Origin of the sequence: Algoriphagus aquimarinus, assembly GCF_007997215.1 — a bacterium.
In the GTDB taxonomy this organism is placed as follows: Bacteria; Bacteroidota; Bacteroidia; order Cytophagales; family Cyclobacteriaceae; genus Algoriphagus; species Algoriphagus aquimarinus_A.
Genome location: NZ_VORW01000001.1, coordinates 219,400 through 244,505 on the forward strand (window position 1 = coordinate 219,400; position 25,106 = coordinate 244,505).

Consider the following 25,106-nt stretch of genomic DNA (forward strand, 5'->3'; position numbering starts at 1 on the left):
ATAAAGTCATTCTGATGAAATAGAAAGTTCTTGCTGGTAATACTTTTCATCATCAACAATGTCCAGCATAAAGCGGGCAACATCTTTTCGGCTGATGGTCATGTTTAGTTTTTTATCGCCTTTAATGCTTACCCGAACTTGCTTCTGCTTTTCACTGCTGCTAAGGCCAACCGGTCGAACAGATGTCCATTTCAGTCCGCTTGTACGAAGTACTCTTTCCTGATCTTCATGACCTGCGTAGGCTACACCAACGTTGGTCTTTTTGATAAGAAATTTAAATATCCAATTTGTTTCTTTGTAGCTATCGCCTGTTCCCCAGGCTGAAACAGTTATCACCCGCTTTACACCGTTTTCATTCATTGCGAAAATTATATTTTTCATACTTGTATACAATAAATCAAGTGGCGAAGTCACTTTTGCCCAAGGCAGGTCAGATTTCCTTCCAATGTTGAGCGCAACAAAGATGGCATGTGTTTCCTTGATAACTTTCCTCACATCATCTATACGCATAGGATTTCCTTCAATGACTTGTAGATTGGGATTTGCAAGTTTGATTTTTTGTTTGTCGCGAACCAATGCTTTTACAACCCAACCTTTTTCCAGGGCTTGTTTTACAATTTCAATTCCAGTTCGGCCATTGGCGCCTAATACGGCTATTGCTTTTATGTCCATTATTTTTTCGTAAAACTTGCCAGCATTTCGGGATTGCGCAGGTAATTACCAATCCAGATCACAGTCAAAATAATGGCAGGCATTATAAACGATTCCTCATGTTGTAGATGAGTGGCAATGGCTCCACCAAAGTGGGCGGTTAACAAAAGAAACCCAAGGGAGGATGTTCTGGGAATAATAAATAAAATGATGAAAATCAATTCGCCAATTCCTATAAACGTGAGGTTATCAATCAATCCCCATTTAGTGAAATTAGTTACCAATTCTTCAGCGTGTGTCAGTTTCATGGTGGCGCTCATAATAACCAACGCACCCACTAGTCCAATTATCACCCATGCGGCAATTTTTCTTGTTTTACTCTTTGTTTGCTTTTCCATGATGGTTTTGTTTACTAAATGAATTTCATTTCCATAAATTCTATACTTAAGCATGATGCTCAAGCAAGAACTGCCAAGTAGTTCACTTACCTGGTTTATATCCGATCAAAATCAGGGCAGGAGATAAACGATTACAGTAATAATCAATCCTGTACCAAAAGCATAGGCAAGCAATTGCCAGGCTCTTGCTCTGTCTTTCACCCTGAATTCTTTTTGATCGATGGTATCTGTTTTCCCCACCTCTCCTAAATTGAACATGTGCCCAAATCCGAAATACACGCAGAACTTATTGTACGCCTGTATGAATCCTGTTGCTCCCATTACTGCCGGAATGAAAACTACAAGTCGCATCCAGTGAGGTGCACTGAACCATAATAAGAGAGAAATGGTAATTACCGTTAGTACCAACCCTGTCCATCCACTTGCTTTTCGCCTTTTGATTTCCTCTCTCCCCATATTGCAGGTTCCGGGAATATATTTTTCATTGGAAGGGTTGCTTCCATTATTTTCATTAAACGATGACATAAAGGCAATGGCTTGATCGAGTGAAATTGCTCTTGTTTTGATTTTAGTTAGTTGAATAATAAAAACGTTCATGAATAATTTGGCCGTCCTTCCATTTTTGCACGGCCACCTGGCACATTTTCATGCGGGGCGCGCCTTTGTAGGTGACATCAAATTCCCATTCTACCATAGTCACATTGTCGCCCACGGCAACTGCTTTTACTTCTGCTCCGTGAAACGTTTCAATCATCTGCATCCCTTGAATTTCCCTTTCCCTGTTGGCTGATTTGCCAACCATTGGGGGTTTGGAGTTTTCCTGCATTACTACATCTTCATGATAATACTTTTCAAAAGCATCCATTTGTTTGCCCGACAGCATTAGCTTGATTAGGTCTTCGATTTTTTCTTTGATGTTCATGGTTTGATATTTTTTCGTGTATAAATAAATTCGGTTTTAGAGCAGATAACTATGTAAGTGCCGATGTTGAATAAACAGAGAATCTAATATGCCGCCATTCCTCCATCTACCACATTAATGGTTGCAGTTATAAATTGGCTATCGTCAGAAGCTAAATACAAAACTACATTGGCTACTTCTTCGGGCTGAACATACCTTCCCAAGGGAATACCTTTTATAAATTCCGCTTTTATTGCCTCTGCATGTCCTGGAGCCATTCCTTCTTCCAGAGAACGCATCATCCGGTTATCAACGGTCCCCGGATTAACTGTATTTACCCTGATTTTTCGTGGGGCAGCCTCCTGTGCTGTGGCTCGCATAATACCAATGGTGGCGTGTTTACTTGCATTATAGGCGGTCATTCCTGAGATGCCAATAAGCCCTGCTACGGAAGATGTAATGATAACACTTCCTCCGTCATTCATTCTTGGTAACACATGCTTCATGCCCAACCAAACCCCTTTCACATTGACAGCAATAACTTTATCAAAATTTTCCTCCGGGTATTCTGTAATTGGCTTTACCACCCCTTCGATCCCTGCATTATTGAAGAACACATCTATTTTGCCAAATTTATCTACTGTTTTCTGTGCATATTTTTCAACATCAGAACTTTGGGTAACATCTGCTACGCAATAATCAACATTTGGTGATTGTAATTCTGTTGCAGCATTTTTCAACGAATCCTCATTTACGTCAACAAGCATTATTTTCGCACCGTTTTGTAAAAAAAGTTTGGCGGTAATCAGGCCGATACTGCCGGCACCACCTGTAATGATTGCAACTTTGTTTTCTAATTTTCCCATATTGGTTTCATTTATGAATTTCTACTATTTAAGGTTTTATTTATCCTACAAGGATTTTGTGCCATATACACTTTTTAGAAAATCCTTTAAATCAAGAGGAGGATGACCAATTAATTTCTTTAATGTATCATCGGCATAATCAAACTCCCCGGCTTTCATGGTCTCGGCAATACTTGCCATCATACCCGTAACATTTTCCGGCAAACCATGTTGCAGCATGCCCTTTTTCAAATCTTCCAGTGGAATATCTACATAGTTTACAGGGGCATTTACAATATCCGAAAGCATAACAGCTATCTCTGTAAAGGTATATGCTTTTAATGCGGTGATATTATACACTTTATTCTGATGGGCAGAAGGGTTGGAAAGTACAACTGCATTGGCCTCTGCCATATCATTTCGTGACGCAAAATTTACCCTTGCATCACCAGCACTGTAATAAATAGCTCCTGTATTGGTAAAATCTCCTAACAACATCGGTAGAAAATCAGCATAATAGGTATTTCCCATAATGGTATAAGGAATTCCTGATGCTTTAATCTCTGCTTCTGTTTTTACGTGATCCATACCTCCACTGAATTTGGAATCAGGGGAAGATTTCAGCACACTGGTGTAAACGATATGCTTTATGCCACTCTCTTTTGCCGCTTTTATGGCATTAGAATGCTGCTCATAACGTCCGGTTATGGAACTTGATGAAACCAGTAAAAGGACATCTACCCCCCGCATAGCCGCAAGCAATGAATCATAATTAAAGTAATCTCCTATGGCAATATCCACTCCTTTTTTTTTGAATGGAGCTCCTTTTTCTTCGGTTCTTACCAATGCCCTAATTGGGGTTTTAGGATTTTTTTTCAATAAAGATTCGATAGTGGCCGCCCCTAAATGCCCGTTGGCTCCTGTAATTAATATCATAATTTTTTGTTTTTAAATTAGTTGGTAGATGTTTTCACAAACTTAATCAAAATTAAAAGATATATTGAAATATATCTATATATTGAATAAAAAAAATTACTTGACCAATTCTTCTTTAAGGGATGTGAGGTATTTTTCTAACAACTTCTTATTTACCGATAAAAGCGAATGTTGTCCATCCTTTTTTGCATGGATAAGTCCGCAATCAAACAGTATTTTAGAGTGGTGTGAAATGGTAGGTTGAGAAAGCGTAAAGTGGCCTTCCAATTCACTGCAACTGATTTCTCCTTTTGCCATGAGTATCTTTAGAATTTTGAACCGCGTGGCATCAGCCAGTGCTTTTGATATTTTGAGCAAATCCATTGTCATTTTGTTTTTTGTAAAGATAATGTTTTGTAAAGAATTTTACTGTTGACCAAAACTAATAGCGAATAAAATAAGGTGCTTTATTGCTGGCCAGGCTGAACTTTATAAGTATAATATACTTAGGGTATGGATGATATTACTGACCTATCTCGAATTCACACTGCCTACTATTTATAGTCTGGCGCGGCTATGGCATGTGCCAAATGCTTGGGGCAATTCGGATGACAACTCTTCTTAAAAATGCGAAGGGTCGGGCCGTTTCTTTTTCTCTCCATGCGTTGGCATATTATTCATAATATTCCCATTCAATAAATTCTAGGTCTTTCCCGTTTGTCGGTTTACATTCAAAGTATTGTAGTTCTTTTGCTTACTTATCAAAAATGTGAAAGATTCTCTTCTTTACGTTTTCTGGAGTTCGCATACCAAAATAGATAGCTTTCAGACTTTCAAGTGGATAATGTCGGATTCTTTCTTCTGGTTCTTGGGGATTTCCAAAGTTTATATGAATCGCTCTCCATTCCTTTTCATATTTCCACGGTGCAGTTTTGGTAGAGAAAACCCATTCTAATTGATGAGCAAAATGATGTGTCCAAGGTTTTGAAAGACCTATCAAATCACAATCGTGTTCATTTTCAAAAACTTGTGAAAACTCGAAAAAATTTATAAACGGCTGTTCGCTCTCATAATTAACTTTTTTAATTCTGTCCCAATACACGTGGGTTTCTAAATCCCATTTGGATAGTCTTTCTTTGTATTTTTTGCAATCTAATTTCCTTCGAGCTTTCCCGATGTAAGGGAAAAGACCTGAATTTTCTAACGCAAACTCTAAACAGATTCCTGAATGCTTGCTGGAATAGTGCGACCACATTAAAAAATCATCATTGCTTTCTGAAAAGCAAGTAGCATAACTATTTTCAAGAAATTTTGACGATATACGTTTAAGTACGCTTTTGAAATTCTCTGAATCAAATTGGAATTCTAGATTGTGTTTCTTTGATGCGGAATCAATAATGCTTTTAATATCAATATCCCAAACTCTTTCTTTTTCATCTTTTAGCTGGTTTATATATTCAAAAACCGTTTGCTGAAATTCTGCAACCTTTGTTCTGTTGTCATTGAATGCAAGTAGGTTTTTGTCGTTCTTCCTTTTTTTGTCAGTTAAGGCATCATTGAGCGATAGGGTTGACTTAAAAAGAAAATAAATCAGATATTCTACTTGCTCGGATTTCTCACAACTAAATTCAATCCGAGCCGACAAATCAAGCGGGTCATTCAATTCGAAGTAGGAAGCGAAGTACAACTCTTGATAGTAAAGTTCCTTAAAAAGAAATTCTGAAAGTGGGCGATATTTATAGAGAATCTTCAATTTCCTGCAGTGGTAATAATTTTTCAGTCAGCTATCCTTGTATGCAGCACAACTTTTGGCTATGAGTATTATCCCTAAGTGGAGCGGCATAGGTGGTGTTACAAGTTTTTTATTATTTATTTTTTATTAAATGAACAGTTTTTATTCAAATTTAAAGGTTTCATCAAAGTATTCCTTTTTGACGATGATGTAAGATGAGGGTATGCCATAATCAAATGTGAATCTTTCAAAGATCAAATCCGGGTTGGGATTATGGATAATAATCTTTGGAAATGTTTTCCGTTTGAGAAATGCCGATTTAAACAATTGATCAGTTCTAATATCAGTTACAGGAAATGAATATCCTATTATATAGATTTCCTCTGCGTTTTCAATTTCTCTTTGTGCTTCAGCCCAAACTCGAGTAAATAATGTTCCAAATAAATCGTATTCTTTATTTTTTACCGGGGGAATTATTAATGGCATAGAATACAAACCTTTATCATTCGATTTTCCTTCAGGCATCAAAGGGTTTTTAATTCTGCTTTTTACTATTGTATAACCTTCAGGAGCAGGTTTACCTATCAAGGGAAGATTTGGTGGATAATAGCCATATGAGAACTCTTCATATCCAGACATGTATCTACCAGCATAGGTTGCATATGGTTTAGTTGCTCGTTCGAAGACATAGAAGTCTTCTACATTAGTTTCCTGGCTTAATTCAAATTTGCCTTCTTTGCTAGGTATAATATGACTTGTAATCCAATTACTAGAACCGTGAAGTTTTAACAACTTCGGGAAATTTCGTTCAATAGATTGATCATCATTATAAATCCAATCATCCCTGAAAACGGCAGAAGGCTGTACAAAATATCCATTTCCACTATTCCAATCAGTTTCTTTCATTAAAGCTCTGTCCATCAAAGTATCCCAATTAAAAGTTATGATTGAGTCTCTCGTAGAAAGTTGTTTAGCTAAATTTTTATGAGTTAAAGATTCATCACCATTCTGAATTTCATTTATTACACTTACAAAAAGAAATATCAATTCATTATAAGCCTTTAATTGTTGAATACCATCTGGGTGTCTAAAAATATTTCCACGATGTAAAGCCTTGTACAATTTTTTTTGAATTTCAGAATGCAGTAATTCGATATCTTCAGAAAAATTCAAAAATTGGAGTGCATCAACTTTATCTCTATCAGATATATAGTTAATTAAATGTCCAATTAATACCCAAGGATTTTCTGAAATTTCAAGTTTTCTAAAGGTTTCAAAAAAGTCTAATGCAACAGGCATTTTCACACCTGTTTTAGATTTGTTATAGCTTTTAGAAGCCCCTGCTCCAAGTATTATTGCTCTTTTCATTTAAAAAATAACGTCAATGTAAGAATCGTAGTTTTGGTTGTGCTGTAGCAATGAAAGGCTCTAATTTCTACAAATTGTTATGGCCTATTAATTTTCTAATAAGTTCATTTGACCGTTAAGCTCTTCTTCCAGTCTTACATTTTCGAGAAATGGTGAATTTTTTACTTTGTCATAAAGATTTAGTAATCGGCTGTTAGCCCGTTTTACTACAGTATCGTAAAGTAAAGGAATTATTTTAGTTCCCCCTTGATGCGTTTCCTGAGCTTCAAGTGGATCAATTTCCGAACCGAGAACGAAACATGTTATTTTATTTTCAGGAGTGACATATCCTTTTTTTGTTAACTCCTTCACATATCCCCATGCTTGACTTTTTTGCTCTGAACTAAGGGGAACACCTGGCTTTTTTAATTCCACTATCGTAAGTCTATCTACGCCAATTTCACCGCCTTCATCATCATATTTAGGATATGAGTAGAGACCTACTGTACTGTCACTTAAAATTGCGAAATCTGGTCTTTTTCTTGAGCCTTTCTCTATTCCTCCGTATAAATTTTGTATTACTGATGTCATTCCTTGATTTGAGGTGTATTCGATAGTTTCGTATTCGGGTCCAAAAATCCATAGGCCCTTTTTGAATAAAGGTTGCAACTCCTGAACCTCATCAGTATCCTTTGAAAGTACTTTGATTTTTAACTGCTCCAATAATTTTAGCCTAAATTGAAGTTCATCCAAAACTATTTTTGCAAGATCCACATTCCATTCTTCTAGAATCTCATTGAGATTATCCAGTTGATTTGGATCAAGTTCATATAGAGCGTGTATAAGGCTGAATTGAGATTGTGATTCCTCCAAATTGGCTAGGATTGTCCCAAGCTTTGCAAGTTCTGTTTCATTAATTGATGGGCATTCCTCCTGCACTTGAGTTATAAACGAATTCCATTTTGTTTGACCAATTAGCCCAATCCTTTTAAGAGTTTGATTATTTTGTGATTTGATGTCATAAAAAGTTTCTTTACGTTTTTCTTTAGAAATATCCAAAACAAAATCTTTAACCTTGTTGAGTACAACCTCATTTACTGATTGAAATTCGTCACTATTTGATTTAAATCCAGACCAATCCGGATGTATGTTTTTTTCGGAATTTAAAATATCTGCCAAAACGATAAAGATAAATCTTTTGGCTTCTATACGTCTTCCGTCAATAAGATGATCCATACCAGTTCCTTTCCACGAACACTCACCAACTAACCTCCCATTCACATGCCATGCAATGCCATGTTGATGGGTAGTTTTGTCAGTTGATAAAGTATCGATTGCAATTAGTTTAACTTCTCCAAAACCTTCCACGGTTAGAATAAACTCCTTAATATTTTTCTCTGGTATATCTAGAAAGGTTATTTTTTCTCCATCAATTGCAACTTCGAAATTTGGGTCAGTAAGGAATCTCATACCAATCTCTCTTTTGATTAAATTAGCCGAGATTATGGGAATTTTGGCATTATCTGCATAAACCATTGTTCCATGTCCAGTTACTCCTTCTTTACTATCTATTTTCTGGAAGAATATTTCGCCTTCATTCCCTTTAAATACTTTTACAGTAACTTCATTATTCTTTTTCCATGTTTTAACAAAGAAAGACGGACCAAAACAAAACCCTGCAAATCGTCCTTTGCCGTTTTTTCCAAAAGCAAGTCGTTTTGAAATAAATGAGTTTTCTCTAGGTATTTCAGCATAAATACCCTGATCTCTTTGCCTATTATATGCCAATTTTCTAAAACGTTTATCAAATTCGGATTCAGACATCCCATGTCCATTATCTCTGATGAAGAAAGAATTGTCTGATTCGTTAGGCCATTTGATTTCCACTTTAGAGGCACCTGCATCCCAAGAATTTGCAATTAGCTCTATTATAGCAATCTTTGGTTCACTCACTATTCCAGTACCAGTAAATGATTCGAGGAATCTCTCGTCAAATAATGCTGTTTGTTTTCCTTCCATGAGTTTTCATTATTAGCTATAATACTTTTTGGTTACAGCATCACCACTTCCCTATTGCCTATATATCACCATTGTCCACAGGTCTTTAGGGATCTGCTGTGACCAAATTAAGGATTTCGTCGATCCCATCAAGTGGACTTTGAATATTTTTATTTGATATCGATAGCACATGCGTATATATTTCAGTGGTCTTACTACTTTCATGACCAAGGAGAGCTTGCACATAACGCAAATTTGTCCCCTTTTGAAGTAGATGAGTTGCAAAACTGTGACGCAAAGTGTGTACAGTCGCCCAAGGGTTTGAATTGCTATTCTTTATTGCTCTTCGAAAAACGGCTTGAATGCTTGTCGCTGAATACTGACCTCCTTCCTGCCCTTCAAATAGCCAATAACTGGGCTTATAAGCTTTGTAATACTCTCTAAGCATTACTAGCAGAATTGGTGAAAGCACAGTTTTCCTATCTTTTTTTCCTTTTCCTCCCTTGATGAAAATGTAACCATCATCAGAATGAATATCTCGTTTTCTTAGGTTTAGATATTCCGACGAAAGGTTGATAGCTTCACTTATTCTTAATCCAGCACTGTAAATAAGCATCAATACAGCTCGGTGCTTTATATTCTCCACACTGCAAAGGATTGCTTTGATCTCTTCCTGACTGAGTACATTGGGCAGCGTTAGGCTTTTCTTAGGTCGTTGGATATCATAAATAGTCCGTTCTCTACCCAGCACGTGTTCATAATACGCCTTAATCGCGTTTATCAACGTATTTTGCGCACTTTCTGAAATTTTATATTTGGTGATCTGATGATAGACAAAGGCTTCTATTTCTTCCTTTGTCACATCCTTAATATTTCGACTTTCAAAAAAAGATAAAAATTGAGTTAATGATGATCAATAGTTCTTTACTGTAGATGGGCTATAGGCTTTAAGAATTAATTTCTGCTCCAAATCTGCCAGTGCCTGGACGGATTGCGTATTCATGATTCTAACTGGTACTGCAACTTTTCTTTCAGATGGCCTGACTTCAGATTTACCTTTATATAACATTTGAAGTTGATCCCAATTAGCTTTTGTATTGACGAGACTCCAAAGTATTCCACTTTAACCCCCAGACCGAATATTGTCACTTGTGAACCCCACCCACCAAAAATGCATTAACATCCTCAAAACCAGAAAAGTGACATCTTTGATCAGAAACATTCGTTTGGATCTTCCAGATTTCCATCGCTTCTGAAGGAATGATTTTCATATTGGAAAGGAGAATTCCAATTTTGTCCCTACTCCCCCTCAATGCCTCCAAATCCCAATCGGTAGGTGATCCTTTTTGAAGGCAATAACGGAATAGCTGGGCTACTCTAATAAAATTAATTGTACACTTCTCTCCCGTAACATCATTATCCAAATAGAGATCAACTACTTCACACTCTTCCAAAACATCCAGAATTAAGCGAAAACTGAGATTGGCAGTACTATTCAGAATAATGGCTTTGAAATCTGTAGCTCTAGAAAGCTTCAGATAACTCAGAAAGTCAAACCAGCCTTCAAAAACTTTGATGCCTTTAACAGTCCCAAGGATTCGAATTGAAGTACCTCCTCCAAGAATGTTCCCCTTAAAAATAGAGGATCGAAGTACCCATCCACCCGATTCATTTGGAAAACCCACTGCGAAATATCGCTTTCCCTTATTCCGCCAATGCACCTCTTTACCGAAAGGAGCAATATCCTGAAGATCAATACCCCTGCCTCGAATGTATTGGATAAGTGCATCATGGCTGATCTCAGCCACCTTTTCCACCACTATTTTCTGGGCAATCTCAGGTTTTTGTCTAGGAACAAATTTTCTTACCGGAACTGATCCAGAGAGGCTTTCCACTGATTCGAAGAAGGTTTTGTTTTCAAATTCCTGGACTGCTGCGATAACGTCTCCGCCCTTTCCTGCGGCATGATCATACCACACATTCGCTTTGTCATCTACGGCAATCGAGCCAGTCCGCTGTTCCAGGAAACCAAAAAAATATTCTTTCCCGTGGATGCCTTCGAATTTCAGAAATCCTGATCTGACCAGGCTATGGAAATAATCCAGCACAGGGAATTCCTGTTTGATTCTGGCAGCCGCTTGTTTTACTTCAGAGTAGTTCATAATATTTACATTTTTATATAAATACATCTATACATAAATAATACATCTTATTGATTTAAAGGAGTCTTATCTTTCCTTTTGTCGTGAATTGTCGGATTACCTGCAAAAAGAAAAAGAGGGGTAGTGGTAAGTGGAAATCGTACGATTCGCACACCTCGTACCCCTCGTACAGTTCGATTTTTACGATTGAGCTTACTCGTCTAACTCAAGTTGCTTGAGCCATTTCCTCACAGCTCCTTCTGACACTCCGAGTTCCTGAGCTATCTTCACATTGGTATGGCCCTCATTTTTGAGATCCAAGGCCTTGGTCTTCATTTGAGATTTATCGACTGGATTCAACTGCTTTAAATGATCGGACTCTTTTCCAAACTGGATAAACCTAAACGAACTGAAATTTGAGTCTTTGCCGATTTTACAGACTAGGACATTTTCGGAGGGATATTTAAAAGCACCATACCTGACTTTTATTTGTTTCAAGTATTTAATGGAAGGGTCTTTTTGACTTTCTCCTACAGCGAAACAAGAATCAATCAGATTAATAAAGCTCTTGCTGCCTTGGATATCGTTTCTATTGATCGGTGCAAACAGGTTCCTCTTTGGAGTATGGGCAATGAGCAAAATCGACCACCCATGAATCTTTTTCAGATTGTTGAGCCTTATTAAAAATGGAGTGGTATTCCTTGCCTTCTCATTATCTGAAATCACACAAGACAGATTATCTATTACGAGGATTTTAGCGCCGGACTTGGAGGCTTGAACCTCTATCTCTTTAAAAAGAAAGCTTTCATACTCTTCAAAAGCCTCATCAAATCCATATGGATTGATTTCTGCTCTCAGGAAAAGGTCACTGAATTCGAAATGATCAAAAAGGATATCTCTTTCCTTATCGTATTGAGCATATCTCATTTCAAATTGCTTGGCTGTCAATTCCAGGTCAAAGTAGATGACTTTAGATGCTTTCAGTTCCATCTCCAATCCCAGGGTTGGAACTCCTTTGGACACACTGTCGATAATTTGTACGGCAAGCAACGACTTACCTTGATTGGTATCAGCGAAGAGAATGCATAGCTCTTCCTCATACCAAAACGGGCCAAAGATCTTTTTGGGAATAGGCTTGGACTTGGCTTCATCCATCCATTCATTGGCGGATTTGATGATTAGGAATTCACCGGAACGGGAATCGTTCGATTTTGTATAATGATTTATTGAAGTCATATTTTTTAGGCAATAAGGTTTCGATTAGCATTTTGGGGTAAATACTACTTTGAATGATTTGTAAACTTTTGGAAATGATCCGGATGGTTATCAGGATCTAACTGGGAGGAGAGTCAGAGTGGTAAAAGTTCAATAAACCGCCTTACCTAGGTTGATTTTGATCAAAAGAATGTTCAACTTGGAATCATGTTTTTAATTGTGAAGAGGTTAAAAGCAAACCAAGGAACTGCTATTGCGCATTTTCAACAAAAGGAAAGGATGGTCATCCTTTCCTTTTTTAGTTCTCAAACTCCCCCTGAAAAAACCTATCCACCTCTCTCTGGTGAATAAATCGCCTTTTACCTCGGTACATGGAGCGAAACTCCTGCCCTTTGGACTCGGAAACGGATTCCATTTTTGAAATCGAGTAATGAGATTTAACGCCAGTTGCCTCCATGAATTCCTGAAGCGACAACCATTCATCTTTTACGGATTTACTAGCCGGATTAATGCTTGAGATTTTCTCTTCCAGATTCTTGAATTTCTCTTCCAGCCATTTTTGGCTAACAGCCGAAAACGGAATAAAAGTGTCTTGATTCATAATGATTTGAGTTTGATTTACTCAAATATAGAGAAAAATAATAAAATCGGTCACTGGTGTCCTTTTTTTTCAATGATTCAAATCAATTGGATTGAGTCGATAATAATGAAGCATTTCGGAATCAAAGCGATCATCCATCCATTTTTTTAAACCTGCAATATTCTGATTCTCATCAATTACCGCCATCCTAAATTGAAGCCTATTTACCTCCGGCCAATTAAATGATTTATAAATCCTGAAAAAATCGAATACCCGTCTGACTTCTTCAATTTCCATGAATCGCTGAAAAAGTGCTAGATCAAGATGCTTTAAACCTGACAAAAACCGGGTAGGACCGGCAGCATTTAACAAATCAATCAAGTCTTGATCAATTTCTGCAAGAATCTCTATCAATTCCTTTTCCTCAAAAACTTGATCAAAATAATCAATGACTTTCTCTAAGGCAGTATTCTCGAAGACCTCATTTACCACCATAGATGGCGTAAACTCAACCGCCAAGACATCCTCAAAATAGTCTCTAAGCAGTTCAATGTGCTTTACTTCGTCTTCAATTAGACTGATCACATCTCTATTGAATTTGCCAAGGATAGAGGACTCACCACCATTTTCATTCACAAATCGTATTCCCAACCTTGATGCAAATTTGGTTTTCGCATTCTTGTACCTTACCATGACATATAAAGGAAAGCTAGCAGATGATTTTCCAATCTTCTCAAGTTCCTTCCCGTGGTAATGTTTGATTGCCAGTTTAGTTTTCTTTTGCATACTTATCGCTGAATGAAGGAAAGGATTCTCTTATAGGTTTCCACGGTTCTTCTTTCGGTATAATATTTCTTAAGAACCGAGCCGGGCGAATGCCCAAATATCATTCTAATATCATTATCATCCATCCCCAGTCGATCTGTCCATGTTCCGAAAGTCTTTCTTCCTACCTTATTGGATAGCACATCAGGGAATTTAATCTTCTCTGCAAGGACTTTCAGGTTCTGATTAAACTTTTGCTCTGAAATAGCCACGCCTGCAGGAAACAAATATTCCCCCCCTTCTCGAAAGTACTTTTTGACGATCCTTTTTGCTGCGTCATTAAGCGGAATCCAAAACTCCTCTCCATTCTTCTTTCTTTCCCCCTGAAGCACCATGTGTTCAGGATTTTCTTTCAGCAAGTTCCAATCAAATCCATTTTCTGAACGAATTGCGATCAAATCATTATAATACAGGGCCGTATTGCAAAGCAAAAGAAAAAGATCCCTGGTGATTTCAAGTCTTCTCTCTTCAAGAGAAAATTTCATTTCAGACAGCAGTTCATACTGCTTATCATTAACGTATATGATTTTATCAGGCCTTTTGGTTGACTCGACATCCAGTCTTTCAAATATTCGCTTCTTAAAAAGAATCCCATACTGGTCACAATACTCTCGATAGATCACCTTCAAACGATCCACATATTTGGCAACCGTGGTATCGGAATTAATCTCCGTTGCATTGCTCCGCAAGAAATCTATGAATCCCAAAACATAGGCTTCATCTAAATCAGCCATCACAGCCTGGCTTTTGTAGCTATCAACCAAATTCTTTAAGGTCACATATACCTTTCTCGTTCCTTCAGCTTTCTTTTTGGTTGCTCCAAATTTGAGAGAGTAATCGATATAGGATGAAATTTTATCACTAGCCCCAGGAGCAATTGTTCCATTAACACCTTTTATTCTTTTGCCTTGGTGTTTTACCAGATATATGTTCTTCAGTTTATCAGCGGTCAGAACCTCACTCCGCTTATAAAAATCCTGGATGATTTCTTTGAGATGATGAATTTCCCTTGCAATTACCCGATTGTGAAAATCAGCATACAGATATTGACTATTGACCCATTTTAATGGTTTTCCTGACCAAGCATTTTTTGGAATCTTTTCAAGGTTGAGATTAAGGTAGTGCCTTCCTTTTCGATTAATGCACAAATAGATCGCTTCGCCGTCGGGCGACTTTTTACTTTTCGGATTCAAAACCGCGGAAATTTTGAAATCTATCATGGTTCAAAATACCGAAAAAATTCTAGGCGGACAAGAAGGGGGACAAATTGGGGGACAAAAAGGGGGACAAAATCATTAGAATTTATCAGAATCAAATAGATTCGAGATAGTTCTAAATGCCTGAAAAACAAAAAACTCCGAACAATTTTTACATTGTTCGGAGTCTAAAAGTAGCGGGAACAGGACTCGAACCTGTGACCTTCGGGTTATGAGCCCGACGAGCTACCAACTGCTCCATCCCGCGATATATCTTTTAAAGCTTAAAGCTTCTTTTTTCTTATCTAAATTTGCCCTTGCGGCTAATTGTGATACAAAAGTAGGTGTTTATTTTTGTAATGCAAACCTGTACACAAAAAAATATTTTAATGTTCATGCGAAAATTTGTCAGTTAAGTAATCTCTACTCATGAAGAACCCCATTTAAAACAAAGACAGCTATTTGTGTACCAATTGGTTATACCACATTATCTGATCATGGGACTTTAGCACTTAGCAAAGCCAAATTTTATTTCGCCAAATCACTTTAAACGTCAGGAGTGTCTAAAAATCAAGTACCTTTGTAAAAAATTTCTACAATGGATACACCAAAACATCAAGCAGGCTTTGTCAACATCATAGGAAAACCAAATGTGGGCAAGTCTACATTGATGAATATCCTTGTAGGTGAGCGACTTTCAATCATTACCTCTAAAGCTCAAACGACGAGGCATAGGATTATTGGTTTGACAAATGCCGATAATTATCAAATCGTTTTTTCCGATACTCCGGGAATGCTCAAGCCTCAGTACGAACTTCAGAAGAACATGATGAGCTTCGTGAACATCTCTTTGGAAGATGCTGACATCATTCTTTTCGTCACAGATCTATATGAGACAGATGCAGATATCGAGCATGTGATCGAGAAAATCAATGCGTCTGGTGTCCCTGTATTATTGGTTATCAACAAGATCGACCTTGCCAAACCAGGGCAATTGGAAGAAATAACTACTTATTGGACTTCTAGAATTAAGTCTGAGCTAGTCATTCCTATTTCCGCAGGCGAGAAGTTCAACACCGAGAAGATTATGCAGGAAATTCTGGATAGACTTCCTGAGCATCCTGCGTTCTATGACAAAGCGGAACTTTCTGATCGATCAGAACGGTTCTTTGCCTCTGAGATTATTCGTGAGAAAATCTTTGAGAATTATAAGAAAGAGATCCCATACAGCTCTGAAGTCTCTATCGAAGATTTCAAAGTGAAGAAAAATATAATCAGTGTTCGGGCTATCATCTACGTAGAAAGAGATAGCCAAAAAGGCATCATCATAGGCGACAAAGGTGCGGCATTGAAAAAAGTGGGAATACAAGCCCGTGAAGAACTTGAAAAGTTCTTTGGCAAAAAAGTCTTCCTCGAAACCTTCGTGAAGGTGGAGCAAGACTGGAGAAAAAATAAATTGAAACTGAAAAAATTTGGGTACGACCCAACCTAATCATGGCAAATATAGTAGCGATAGTAGGACGCCCTAACGTGGGCAAATCCACTCTTTTCAACCGACTGGTAGAAGAAAGAAAGGCGATTGAAGACAATATGAGTGGAGTAACCCGTGACCGTCACTACGGACATGCGCAGTGGGCAGGGAAATTCTACTCAGTAATTGACACTGGTGGATATGTAACTGGCTCAGACGACATGTACGAGGCAGAGATTCGCAAGCAAGTGAAACTTGCCATCGAGGAAGCAGACGTGATACTTTTCATTGTGGATTGTCACACTGGACTCACAGATTTGGATAGCGAATTCGCCAAAGAACTGAGAAGCAGCAAAAAGCCCATCTATGTAGTCGCTAATAAGGCTGACAACATGGAGAAAAGCTTTGCTGCCCATGAATTTTACGCTTTAGGTGTAAGTGACTTTGAAGTTTATCCAATCGCTTCTGCTAGTGGCAGTGGCACCGGGGAGCTTTTGGACGAAATGATCAAACATTTCGAAGATGAAGGAATAGAAGATCCAGACGCAGACACTCCTAAAATCTCAATTCTTGGTAGACCAAACGTAGGGAAATCTTCTTTCTTGAATGCCTTAATTGGTAAAGATCGCTCTATTGTAACTGATGAAGCAGGTACTACGAGAGACTCTATTCACACGCGTTACCAGCTTTTTGGACAAGATTTCATCATTACCGATACTGCTGGGATCAGAAAAAAATCCAAGGTGACTGAGGATGTGGAATTCTACTCCGTCATGAGGTCACTGAGAACATTGGAGGAGTCTGACGTTGTCATGGTCATGGTAGATGCCACCAGAGGTCTTGAATCGCAGGATATGAACTTGATTTCCTTAGCTATCAAGAATAACAAAGGTGTAATGATCATGGTGAACAAATGGGATTTGATCGAAAAGGATCATAAAACCATGGGAAAAATCAAAGATGATATGATAGAAAAATTGGGCGAAAATAAATGGATACCAATCATCTTCACATCTGTGCTTGAAAAGCAAAGAATCTTCCAAGCAATTGAGTTGGCCGTGAAGGTTTACGAAAACAAAACTCGACGTATCGCTACTTCAAAACTAAACGATGTCATGCTTGCTGAAATCGAAAGATATCCTCCGCCAGCATGGAAAGGAAAGTACATTAAGATAAAATATACTACCCAACTTCCTACCAGAAACCCAGTGTTTGCATTTTTCTGTAACCTGCCTCAATACATCAAATCGCCCTACACGAGATATCTGGAGAATCGTCTTCGTGAAAACTTTGATTTCGAGGGGGTTCCGGTAAAAATTATTTACAAAAACAAATAAAATATATTTGAACGGCTATTGTTTTATTGATCAAAACTGTAATACATTTGCGTTGTAATTAAGAAAACCACAAAAAATGAAAAAAGTATTTGCAATTTTCGCAATCGCTAGCATGTTCGCTGTAGCATCTTGCGGTAACAAAGAAGTAAAAGAAGAGACTGAAACTATCGAGGTAGTTGAAGAGCCAGTTGTAGAGGAAGTAATCATCATCGAAGCTGATACTACTGTAGTAGTTGAGACTGCTGAGGTTGTTGAGCCTGCTCAATAATTCTTCCTTTTCTAAATGTATTGAGTCCCGCACATGCGGGACTCTTTTTTTTGTACTTTTCTTTATGAGTAGCTCAGAACACCTGACGCAAATATTAGAACAAAAACTTCCCACCGCTGCTGTCGATTATGCGGTAGCACTTTGGGAAAAAGAACCTTTTTCATTTAAAACCACAGCGACCCGAAAATCAAAGCTTGGAGACTTCAGATACCGCAGGGATCGACAAATCCAAACTATTACGATCAACGCGGATCTCAATCCCTACCAATTCCTATTAACCTATATTCATGAAGTAGCGCATCTTCATGCCTTTGTCAAGTTCGGGATCGACATTCCTCCCCACGGAAATCAATGGAAATCAACTTTCCAACAATTAATGGCCCCAATTCTCTCAACCGCATTTTTCCCTATTGACTTGCTTATCCCTTTGCGCAAGCATATGAAAAGCCCAAAAGCAAGTTCAGCGGCGGATCTTTTTCTCATGAAAGAAATGAGCAAATACGATGAAAAAAGCCTCAACCAAGACATTATTTTCTTATCTGACCTGAAACCTGGAAATAGATTTTTACTCTCTGGTAGAGAATTTGAAAAGGGAGAAACACGAAGAACAAGAGTCTTATGTCACGAAGTCAAATCTGGCAAAAAGTACTTGATCGCCCAACTAGCTAAAGTAAAACTGATCGCTTAACTATTCACGCTCTTCTCCAATCTGGTTTTCAGGTTGAGAGAAATCTTTAGGCTGAGGAAGATCTTTAAGAGAATTTATCCCGAAGTACTCCATAAACTTATGGGATGTCCCATACAAAATCGGCCTACCAAGTCCTTCTGATTTTCCTTTGATGTCAACGAGCTCCTTTTCAAGCAATTTCTGCACAGAGTAATCACTATTTACACCTCTGATTTGCTCAATGTCTCCTTTGGTAACCGGTTGCTTGTAAGCAATAATCGACAAGGTCTCCAACTGAGCCGTAGACAATCTTTTCTGCGATTGCTGACGCAAAAGAATCCCTATGGAAATTTGATAAGCGGGTTTCGTCAAAAATTGATACCCTCCCCCCACGTGCTCGAGCTGAAAAGAAAACTCTTCAGATTGATATTTTTGGCTTATTTCATCAATTGCTTGAATCACATGCTCATCAGGAATGTCAGCTTCAAACATTTCACTCAAACACTTAACTATCTCCGCCTTCGGTAATGGTGAAGGAGCACAAAAAATCAATGCTTCAATATGCCTGTGGAGAAAATCCAAAGTTTACTTTTTTGAGAGTTTTGCTTCGATCGAATGCATGGTATGAGGGACAGCCATCAAACGCTCTTTAGAGATAAGCTTTCCAGTGTCTACACACACTCCATAGGTGCCATTTTTTATCCTGATTATTGCATTCTCCAAGTTGTAGATAAACTTCTGCTGTCTTGCAGCCAATTGGTTTTGGCTCTCACGCTCCAAAGTATCGGCTCCGTCTTCAAGCAATTTTGAAGTAGAAGCAGTGAAGTCTGTACCACTATCATTCTTTTTACTCAATGATTCTTTCAAGGAGAGTAACTCTTCCTTAGCGCTATCAAGTTTCTTCCGAATTATTACTTCGAATTCTTTCAATTCATCCTGTGAATATGCGGTCTTTTCTTCCTTGCTCATAGCCAGCTAAAATTAGGTAATAGTTTTGGGACGGTTCTTTTTAGAATTAGTTTCCTAAAATACAGGTACGCGTTGGATTTCCAAGAATTTCAACGTCGACTTTTAACCTAAAATCATGCCCTATCTTTTTAAAATTCAGGGTTTCCCCATTGAATTCAGACACCAACAAGTTCAGGAATGATTCTGTTTAATAAACAATACTTGGTTAAGAAAACACTTATACTTCATTTAAAAATCTGATAATCAAATCACTACAGTATTATCGTCGTATCACCTTATCAAAGCGAAAAAGAACCATATCAAATGATTAGAACTTTAACATCTTTAGCGAAGGATTAATCCAGTAATAAAAAATATATATCGCTAGTAATAATTTTTCCTCCAATTGAATCTGACTCCAAAAATTCTAGAATAAAAAAACCGTCATGCGACGGCTTTTTCTTCAAGTATCATTTTCTTTAATCTCGATTGGAGAACCAAAGGATCTATATCTATTCGATACTTCATATTTAAATACTGAGTAACCTCTTGAAGGTCTTTGCCATTCTGCAGATGAATTGTCTGCAGGGCTTGGGTGATAAGGTCTTTTTCCATGATTTTGGGGTGTTAAGCTTCTTAAGATACTATTTTCTGCTTTTGAAACCCGAAAATGAGCAGAAAAAATTAAAGCTTTGTCGCAATTACTACTGTTTTTCGAATTGTCTTTATCTGCCCAGACAAATCATATAACTCAATTAATAAAACATAATACCCTGGTCTTACGATATTTCCCTGACTATCCGTTCCTGTCCAGGTAAACAATCCAGAGGTGCCTAGTAATTCGTTTTGTGCTAACACCTGAACCAACATACCCGAAGTAGAATAAAGCCTAAAGCTTCCCATCCAGCCAGATTGATCAAGTTCATATCGGATAGTTGTAAATGTATTTCCATTACTTCCTTCTGGATCAAAAATGGCGGGATCAATTTGAATCAAATTCCCTTCAAATTCGCCGGAAATCACTTGAGAATTCTTTCTTCCTGGCGTCGCGTATTCTTCAATAGCCGAAGCAGAATGCCAATTAGCAGACAAAGAAGCCGGTGAAGCCGTAGAAAGCCGTTCAAGTGAAACACCCTTTGGGTCTCTCAATAACGGATGGTGAAGATCTTCCGAATAAGTGAATGAATCAGCAATAGCACCTGCAGAATCCAATAAAACTACCGTACCTCCAGCTATCGGGTAGCTGGGGAGCGTGGCCATACTGGCAAACTCCCCAAAAGCCGATTTAGGAAAATCTAGTTTTAGCATATCTGGATTAGTCGTGATGGCCAATAAACCTCTTGGGGCTAGAATCAACGAATTCAAACTGAGCTGCTTCACTTGATCAATTACACCAGAGTTATCAAGGTGAGCTAGCTTCCAGTGTTTGACTTCCAGGAAATTATCCGTCACATTGATCAATTCCACAAACTTAGATGAACCAATTTTCGGATTGAATAAAAGTTCGTTAATCAACACATCTCCGATTTTAGCTTGAACAGGCAAAACAAGCTTCAACGGCTCATCTTGGGTATATTCATTCCCTGAACAATCTATTAAGCCATTTATTTGCAGGCTATAACTTGTATTAGCAGCAACTTCCTCAGAAAAGAGAAGTTCAATCTGTTTGGAACCTAGCAGAGTGATAGAATCAATTTCCAAACTTGGCTCAAACACAAAATTTGTTTTATCAAAGACTGCTAGAATTGGTTTGGAAAAAATCAACAAAAGACTTTTCGGAGAAGTGAATTCTACCGAATTCAGAACTATTAGACTTACGTCAGGCGACAAATCGAATATAGAATTATGTCTGCCCGGAGTGCCTCTAAGCGGATCAACTGATGGCTTGATCAAATCGCTTTGCTCGCAAGCATAGAATGGGTTCGCAACTTCTAGGCTAAATCCTCCATTCGCAAACTCACTTCCTCTCCAGCTACTTGTTGAATAAGATACCTTATCAATTAGATTTCCTTGATCATTCTTTAGACTTAACTGATCAGCAGCGTTCAACAAGGTTGGCCAGCTTTTTATAGGAATTACTTTCCCAAAACCTTTCAAAAGCACAGCTTGATTCTCAGGTGCTAATAGCAAAAAATCTCCCGGCAAAACCCATTCATCCTGGAGATTTACAGAAGATCTGGAATTTGCCAAAGCAATTCCGCTAAGTCTGACAGGATATTCACCGGCATGAAAGACCTCCACATATTCCACATTTGGCAAATCCAAATCAGCTTTAGGAGCAGGCATGATTTCATTGATCACAAGTGTTTTGGGAGGTATGAATGTAGGATCAAAAAACTGAAAGGAAATCAGCGTGTCTAACAGGAAGTTTCCTTCCAAATCCGGTATTTGAGTTATCTGCAAATTATAATGTTTTCCTAATTCCAGTTTTTCCTGAAAAGTCAAGTACACCAAACTGTCTGCTTTCAGTTTAACTGAAACTGGTTCTTGTCCATCCAACTTATAGTTAATCAGAAACCCAGAAAAGACAGGATCAACTGCTTCATCAAACTGAACCTCTATTTCCCGCTCATCATACCCACGAATTCTAGTGACTTTTGGTGCAATTGTATCCACCACAAATTCACCAAACTCGAAATCATCCATCAACCATTTTGCGCAGCTACCAGAACCAGCACCGTAACGGATTTCCAAACGGAGATAAACTTCAGCATCCTCAGCAAATTCATCTGGCAAGAGCAGCTCAAATAATCTGAACTCCTGGTTCTCATTCCTAAATTCGTTTGCTCCACCCAAGATTTCTCGTCCAGAATAATTACCCTTCAACTCCTTCCCCCAACTATAATAAACTTGAGCGGCTCTATCACCAGTGCCATTTTTCAATGACTTCGCCCAAAAGTGGACTTTGGGATCAGTAAATTCTTGAGGAGAGAGCCGAATGATAACTTCCCCATCAAAAGTAGAAATTGGCTGCACTGCTAAGGCTTTGCTTCCATTTCTACCAAGCCCATTAGCCTGATAAATGCGAGATGAAGTCCCTCTTATCTCATTTGCATACCAGTTAGGCAAAAACTCATTAGGATAGTTTTCGATGATAAATACACTTTCAAAATCCTGAATCTGATTACTAGCATTGCCTCGCGAAGCCTCACTCACTGTGAAAACAGCTAAAACGATAAATTGCCAAATAAAAAATAAGCCAACCACAAGCATGTCAATTAAAAAGTCTACACTAAATATAATTATCAAAATGATCTCAAACCATCACTTTTATTGAGTTTTCTACAGTTTTGGCTAAAATATTTGAACGACAGGCCTGATAATGAATCTATAGCCCTTACTTTTGTGCTTCAAAAATTTTCAACAACTACTTTATATCTGAATATCTGATGAAATTAGCAGTGGTAGGAGCTACCGGCTTGGTAGGCTCAGAAATCCTAGAGGTGCTAGCAGAGCACAACTTCCCTTTTGACGAACTTCTATTAGTCGCCAGCGAGCGGTCTGTAGGTAAACAGATTGACTATAAGGGTAAACCTTACACTGTCATCGGACTTGCAGAAGCTGTTTCATTAAAACCAGAAGTAGCTATATTTTCTGCAGGCGGAGGCACTTCTACGGAATGGGCTCCAAAATTCGCTGAAGTAGGCACTATAGTAATCGATAATTCTTCAGCTTGGAGAATGGATCCGACCAAAAAACTGATCGTTCCAGAAATCAACGCCAAAGAACTTACTAAAGAAGATAAGATCATCGCCAACCCAAATTGCTCTACCATTCAAATGGTACTGGCTCTAGCCCCTTTACGTGAGCGCTACGGCATCAAAAGAGTAGTAGTGTCCACTTATCAGTCTGTGACTGGTACTGGCGTAGCAGCAGTAGAACAGATGATGGCTGAGCGTGCTGGTAAAAAGGCTGAAATGGTCTATCCTCACAAAATTGACATGAACGTACTTCCTCACATCGATGTGTTCCAAGAAAACGGCTACACGAAGGAGGAGATGAAAATGATAAAGGAGACTAAAAAAATCTTCAGCGACGATACAATCCAAGTAACTGCGACCACAGTGAGAATCCCAACTATGGGCGGCCACTCTGAATCAGTAAACGTAGAATTCAAAGAAGACTTTGACTTGGCAGAAGTGCGTGAGCTACTTGCGGCTGCTCCTGGCGTGATCGTGCAGGACGACCCAGCAAACAACATCTACCCTATGCCTATCACTGCTCATAAAAAAGACGAGGTATTCGTAGGTCGCTTGAGAAGAGATGAGTCTCAAGCAAATACGCTTAATATGTGGATTGTAGCTGACAACCTTAGAAAAGGAGCTGCAACCAATGCCGTGCAAATCGCTGAATACGCGTTGGCAAACGGTTTGATTTAATGGATTTGACCCACTATCATCGGGCCGACTTCCAACAATTTGTGCAGGATCATCTTACGGAAGATCCTGCACTTTTGCTTTTTAGATATCAGGGGAAAACTGATTTCGATCTAAAAGCTGCTGTGCAACAAATCTCTGCACGACAAAAAACAGCCAAGAAACTCCCTTCTTGGGCATCCAATCCTCAAGTGATTTTTCCAGCATCCATTTCTTTGGAGCAAAGTTCATCTGAGCAAACAGCAGAATTCAAGGCTAGAGACAGAAAAGGCAAACTCATGATAGACCTCACTGGTGGTTTTGGGGTTGACAGTTATTTTCTGAGCAACCATTTTGAGAAAGCCATTTACTGCGAACAGCAGGAGGAATTAGCTGAAATAGCAGAGCATAATTTAGAAGTGTTGGCACCTGAGAAATTCGACATTGTAAAAGGTGACGGCTTAGAATTTCTTGAGCAGACGGATAAGCACTTTGACCTAATCTATGCTGATCCTGCACGTAGGGGAAAAGGCAATCAGAAGCTATACAAACTTCAGGATTGTGAACCCGATGTGGTCAGTTCTTGGGAAATGATGAAAAGTAAGGCGGATTCGATCTTACTGAAAGTATCTCCTATGCTCGATATCTCTCAGGCGCTTACTGAGATTCCAGACATCCAGAAAGTGCAGGTGATCTCTGTAAAGAATGAAGTGAAAGAATTGCTTTTATATTGGAGCAAACGAGGAATCGAATCTCCTTTGAGCATAGCAGCTATTGATTTAGGAGCGAAAGAAACCAGTTTTTCATTTGAGCCAAGCGAGGAAGAGAGCATCAATTCTATAATTGGAGAAGTGGACAACTACTTGGTTGAGCCTTTTTCAGGAATATTGAAAGCTGGAGCATTTAAGACTTTTGGAGAGCGCTTTGGATTGAGCAAACTGGACCCAAATAGTCATTTGTACACTTCATCTGAAGTTCAGAATGATCTGCCAGCAAGAGTTTTTAAAGTAATTCAGGAAGTGCAGCCCAAAAAAGCTGAAATCAAAAAGCTATTTCCTGGTGGAAAAGTGAATGTGATCACACGTAATTATGCAACAGGCTCAGAAGCACTGAAGAAAAAACTAAGCGTAAAAGACGGTGGAGATGACTTTTTGATTGGAACCAAAACCCAAAGCGGATTTAAGGTTTTTTGGTGTAGTCTGGCTTAGCTAGAATTAAAATCCTGAGATTGGATTCGGGATTAAAAATCCTGAATAGTGTCAATATATATATACTAAAGTCCGAAAAAAGTCCAGCTTCTGGAGAAGCAGGACAAC

26 protein-coding genes, 1 tRNA gene and 1 pseudogene are annotated in these 25,106 nt (G+C 38.4%); 6 read left to right on the forward strand and 22 right to left on the reverse strand.

Translation table 11 applies throughout. The features are described from left to right. Positions 1-6 precede the first annotated feature (6 nt). From ESV85_RS01010 to ESV85_RS01090, 18 genes and pseudogenes are all read right to left on the reverse strand, one after another. On the reverse strand, positions 7-672 hold the full coding sequence (locus ESV85_RS01010) for an NAD(P)-dependent oxidoreductase (protein WP_014773258.1): 666 nt from the start codon (positions 670-672) through the stop codon (positions 7-9). Next, a complete protein-coding gene (locus tag ESV85_RS01015; protein WP_014773257.1) occupies positions 672-1,049 on the reverse strand; it encodes a DoxX family protein in 378 nt (125 codons plus the stop codon). The genes ESV85_RS01010 and ESV85_RS01015 overlap by 1 nt, the downstream gene beginning before the upstream one ends. A gap of 111 nt (positions 1,050-1,160) precedes the next feature. Continuing rightward, the gene (locus ESV85_RS01020; protein WP_014773256.1) at positions 1,161-1,646 is read right to left on the reverse strand and encodes a hypothetical protein; all 486 of its coding nucleotides are present in this window, start codon (positions 1,644-1,646) and stop codon (positions 1,161-1,163) included. Beyond that, on the reverse strand, positions 1,618-1,971 hold the full coding sequence (locus tag ESV85_RS01025) for a nuclear transport factor 2 family protein (RefSeq protein ID WP_014773255.1): 354 nt from the start codon (positions 1,969-1,971) through the stop codon (positions 1,618-1,620). Before ESV85_RS01025 ends, ESV85_RS01020 begins: the two co-directional genes overlap by 29 nt. An 83-nt stretch (positions 1,972-2,054) precedes the next feature. Further along, positions 2,055-2,816, reverse strand: coding sequence for an SDR family NAD(P)-dependent oxidoreductase (locus ESV85_RS01030; protein ID WP_144605546.1), 762 nt, complete (start codon positions 2,814-2,816; stop codon positions 2,055-2,057). A gap of 45 nt (positions 2,817-2,861) precedes the next feature. After that, a complete protein-coding gene (locus ESV85_RS01035; protein WP_014773254.1) occupies positions 2,862-3,731 on the reverse strand; it encodes an SDR family oxidoreductase in 870 nt (289 codons plus the stop codon). Positions 3,732-3,827: 96 nt separating this feature from the next. Next, positions 3,828-4,094: an ArsR/SmtB family transcription factor gene (locus ESV85_RS01040; RefSeq protein WP_160111209.1), complete on the reverse strand. Its 267-nt coding sequence runs from the start codon at positions 4,092-4,094 to the stop codon at positions 3,828-3,830. Positions 4,095-4,464: 370 nt separating this feature from the next. Beyond that, entirely contained in the window at positions 4,465-5,463 is a 999-nt protein-coding gene (locus ESV85_RS01045; RefSeq protein WP_103923797.1) for a DUF2971 domain-containing protein, read from the reverse strand. 141 nt (positions 5,464-5,604) lie between these two features. Beyond that, entirely contained in the window at positions 5,605-6,810 is a 1,206-nt protein-coding gene (locus ESV85_RS01050; RefSeq protein WP_103923796.1) for an SIR2 family protein, read from the reverse strand. An 87-nt stretch (positions 6,811-6,897) separates the two neighbouring features. Continuing rightward, positions 6,898-8,808 carry an ATP-binding protein gene (locus tag ESV85_RS01055; protein ID WP_103923795.1) on the reverse strand — a complete coding sequence of 637 codons (1,911 nt, stop codon included), beginning with the start codon at positions 8,806-8,808 and terminating at the stop codon, positions 6,898-6,900. Between the two features lie 85 nt (positions 8,809-8,893). Next, a complete protein-coding gene (locus ESV85_RS01060) occupies positions 8,894-9,538 on the reverse strand; it encodes a tyrosine-type recombinase/integrase (RefSeq protein ID WP_255590697.1) in 645 nt (214 codons plus the stop codon). Further along, positions 9,536-9,682 (reverse strand): annotated as a pseudogene (locus tag ESV85_RS22630) (phage integrase N-terminal SAM-like domain-containing protein); the annotation flags it as partial. The pseudogene ESV85_RS22630 and the gene ESV85_RS01060, both read right to left, overlap by 3 nt. Before the next feature lie 250 nt (positions 9,683-9,932). Beyond that, complete coding sequence (locus tag ESV85_RS01065) at positions 9,933-10,949, reverse strand: toprim domain-containing protein (RefSeq protein WP_160111208.1); 1,017 nt, start codon at positions 10,947-10,949, stop codon at positions 9,933-9,935. 192 nt (positions 10,950-11,141) lie between these two features. Further along, positions 11,142-12,164: an AAA family ATPase gene (locus ESV85_RS01070; RefSeq protein ID WP_103923792.1), complete on the reverse strand. Its 1,023-nt coding sequence runs from the start codon at positions 12,162-12,164 to the stop codon at positions 11,142-11,144. Between the two features lie 277 nt (positions 12,165-12,441). Beyond that, positions 12,442-12,744, reverse strand: coding sequence for a hypothetical protein (locus ESV85_RS01075; RefSeq protein ID WP_103923791.1), 303 nt, complete (start codon positions 12,742-12,744; stop codon positions 12,442-12,444). A 69-nt stretch (positions 12,745-12,813) separates the two neighbouring features. Next, positions 12,814-13,509, reverse strand: a complete 696-nt coding sequence (locus tag ESV85_RS01080; protein WP_146914386.1) for a hypothetical protein — start codon at positions 13,507-13,509, stop codon at positions 12,814-12,816. 2 nt (positions 13,510-13,511) lie between these two features. Continuing rightward, the gene (locus tag ESV85_RS01085) at positions 13,512-14,768 is read right to left on the reverse strand and encodes a tyrosine-type recombinase/integrase (protein WP_146914387.1); all 1,257 of its coding nucleotides are present in this window, start codon (positions 14,766-14,768) and stop codon (positions 13,512-13,514) included. A 171-nt stretch (positions 14,769-14,939) separates the two neighbouring features. Beyond that, positions 14,940-15,012: transfer RNA gene (locus ESV85_RS01090), tRNA-Met, on the reverse strand. Positions 15,013-15,342: 330 nt separating this feature from the next. Between ESV85_RS01090 and era the strand changes: the two genes are divergently transcribed. The 4 genes from era to ESV85_RS01110 all read left to right on the forward strand — a co-directional run bounded on the left by era (position 15,343) and on the right by ESV85_RS01110 (position 18,508). Further along, on the forward strand, positions 15,343-16,236 hold the full coding sequence (gene era, locus ESV85_RS01095) for a GTPase Era (protein WP_146914388.1): 894 nt from the start codon (positions 15,343-15,345) through the stop codon (positions 16,234-16,236). Positions 16,237-16,238: 2 nt separating this feature from the next. After that, positions 16,239-17,552, forward strand: coding sequence for a ribosome biogenesis GTPase Der (der, locus tag ESV85_RS01100; RefSeq protein WP_146914389.1), 1,314 nt, complete (start codon positions 16,239-16,241; stop codon positions 17,550-17,552). Between the two features lie 76 nt (positions 17,553-17,628). Then, positions 17,629-17,820 (forward strand): hypothetical protein, encoded by a 192-nt coding sequence (locus tag ESV85_RS01105; protein ID WP_146914390.1) that lies wholly within the window; start codon positions 17,629-17,631, stop codon positions 17,818-17,820. 64 nt (positions 17,821-17,884) lie between these two features. Further along, a complete protein-coding gene (locus ESV85_RS01110) occupies positions 17,885-18,508 on the forward strand; it encodes a SprT-like domain-containing protein (protein WP_146914391.1) in 624 nt (207 codons plus the stop codon). Here the strand turns inward: ESV85_RS01110 and scpB are convergent, their stop codons facing one another. The 4 genes from scpB to ESV85_RS01125 form a co-directional block, all read right to left on the reverse strand. After that, positions 18,509-19,069, reverse strand: a complete 561-nt coding sequence (gene scpB, locus ESV85_RS01115; RefSeq protein ID WP_146914392.1) for an SMC-Scp complex subunit ScpB — start codon at positions 19,067-19,069, stop codon at positions 18,509-18,511. Between the two features lie 3 nt (positions 19,070-19,072). Continuing rightward, a complete protein-coding gene (locus ESV85_RS01120) occupies positions 19,073-19,456 on the reverse strand; it encodes a TraR/DksA family transcriptional regulator (RefSeq protein ID WP_146914393.1) in 384 nt (127 codons plus the stop codon). Positions 19,457-19,879: 423 nt separating this feature from the next. Continuing rightward, the gene (locus ESV85_RS22165; RefSeq protein WP_191321872.1) at positions 19,880-20,050 is read right to left on the reverse strand and encodes a hypothetical protein; all 171 of its coding nucleotides are present in this window, start codon (positions 20,048-20,050) and stop codon (positions 19,880-19,882) included. A gap of 69 nt (positions 20,051-20,119) precedes the next feature. Next, a complete protein-coding gene (locus tag ESV85_RS01125) occupies positions 20,120-22,642 on the reverse strand; it encodes a lamin tail domain-containing protein (RefSeq protein ID WP_191321873.1) in 2,523 nt (840 codons plus the stop codon). Between the two features lie 182 nt (positions 22,643-22,824). Between ESV85_RS01125 and ESV85_RS01130 the strand changes: the two genes are divergently transcribed. Beyond that, on the forward strand, positions 22,825-23,814 hold the full coding sequence (locus ESV85_RS01130; RefSeq protein WP_146914395.1) for an aspartate-semialdehyde dehydrogenase: 990 nt from the start codon (positions 22,825-22,827) through the stop codon (positions 23,812-23,814). Further along, a complete protein-coding gene (locus ESV85_RS01135) occupies positions 23,814-24,998 on the forward strand; it encodes a class I SAM-dependent methyltransferase (RefSeq protein ID WP_146914396.1) in 1,185 nt (394 codons plus the stop codon). The genes ESV85_RS01130 and ESV85_RS01135 overlap by 1 nt, the downstream gene beginning before the upstream one ends. Positions 24,999-25,106: the final 108 nt, after the last annotated feature.

Bases quoted from the DNA above. Each gene is read 5' to 3' on its own strand.
- ESV85_RS01010 (WP_014773258.1), bottom strand. From the start codon at position 672: ATGGACATAAAAGCAATAGCCGTATTAGGCGCCAATGGCCGAACTGGA.
- ESV85_RS01120 (WP_146914393.1), bottom strand. From the start codon at position 19,456: ATGAGCAAGGAAGAAAAGACCGCATATTCACAGGATGAATTGAAAGAA.
- ESV85_RS01130 (WP_146914395.1), top strand. From the start codon at position 22,825: ATGAAATTAGCAGTGGTAGGAGCTACCGGCTTGGTAGGCTCAGAAATC.
- ESV85_RS01075 (WP_103923791.1), bottom strand. From the start codon at position 12,744: ATGAATCAAGACACTTTTATTCCGTTTTCGGCTGTTAGCCAAAAATGG.
- ESV85_RS01035 (WP_014773254.1), bottom strand. From the start codon at position 3,731: ATGATATTAATTACAGGAGCCAACGGGCATTTAGGGGCGGCCACTATC.
- ESV85_RS01030 (WP_144605546.1), bottom strand. From the start codon at position 2,816: ATGGGAAAATTAGAAAACAAAGTTGCAATCATTACAGGTGGTGCCGGC.
- ESV85_RS01025 (WP_014773255.1), bottom strand. From the start codon at position 1,971: ATGAACATCAAAGAAAAAATCGAAGACCTAATCAAGCTAATGCTGTCG.
- era (WP_146914388.1), top strand. From the start codon at position 15,343: ATGGATACACCAAAACATCAAGCAGGCTTTGTCAACATCATAGGAAAA.
- ESV85_RS01020 (WP_014773256.1), bottom strand. From the start codon at position 1,646: ATGAACGTTTTTATTATTCAACTAACTAAAATCAAAACAAGAGCAATT.
- ESV85_RS01040 (WP_160111209.1), bottom strand. From the start codon at position 4,094: ATGGATTTGCTCAAAATATCAAAAGCACTGGCTGATGCCACGCGGTTC.
- ESV85_RS01050 (WP_103923796.1), bottom strand. From the start codon at position 6,810: ATGAAAAGAGCAATAATACTTGGAGCAGGGGCTTCTAAAAGCTATAAC.
- der (WP_146914389.1), top strand. From the start codon at position 16,239: ATGGCAAATATAGTAGCGATAGTAGGACGCCCTAACGTGGGCAAATCC.
- ESV85_RS01080 (WP_146914386.1), bottom strand. From the start codon at position 13,509: ATGCAAAAGAAAACTAAACTGGCAATCAAACATTACCACGGGAAGGAA.
- ESV85_RS01055 (WP_103923795.1), bottom strand. From the start codon at position 8,808: ATGGAAGGAAAACAAACAGCATTATTTGACGAGAGATTCCTCGAATCA.
- ESV85_RS01070 (WP_103923792.1), bottom strand. From the start codon at position 12,164: ATGACTTCAATAAATCATTATACAAAATCGAACGATTCCCGTTCCGGT.
- ESV85_RS01065 (WP_160111208.1), bottom strand. From the start codon at position 10,949: ATGAACTACTCTGAAGTAAAACAAGCGGCTGCCAGAATCAAACAGGAA.
- ESV85_RS01015 (WP_014773257.1), bottom strand. From the start codon at position 1,049: ATGGAAAAGCAAACAAAGAGTAAAACAAGAAAAATTGCCGCATGGGTG.
- ESV85_RS22165 (WP_191321872.1), bottom strand. From the start codon at position 20,050: ATGGAAAAAGACCTTATCACCCAAGCCCTGCAGACAATTCATCTGCAG.
- ESV85_RS01135 (WP_146914396.1), top strand. From the start codon at position 23,814: ATGGATTTGACCCACTATCATCGGGCCGACTTCCAACAATTTGTGCAG.
- ESV85_RS01105 (WP_146914390.1), top strand. From the start codon at position 17,629: ATGAAAAAAGTATTTGCAATTTTCGCAATCGCTAGCATGTTCGCTGTA.
- ESV85_RS01085 (WP_146914387.1), bottom strand. From the start codon at position 14,768: ATGATAGATTTCAAAATTTCCGCGGTTTTGAATCCGAAAAGTAAAAAG.
- ESV85_RS01110 (WP_146914391.1), top strand. From the start codon at position 17,885: ATGAGTAGCTCAGAACACCTGACGCAAATATTAGAACAAAAACTTCCC.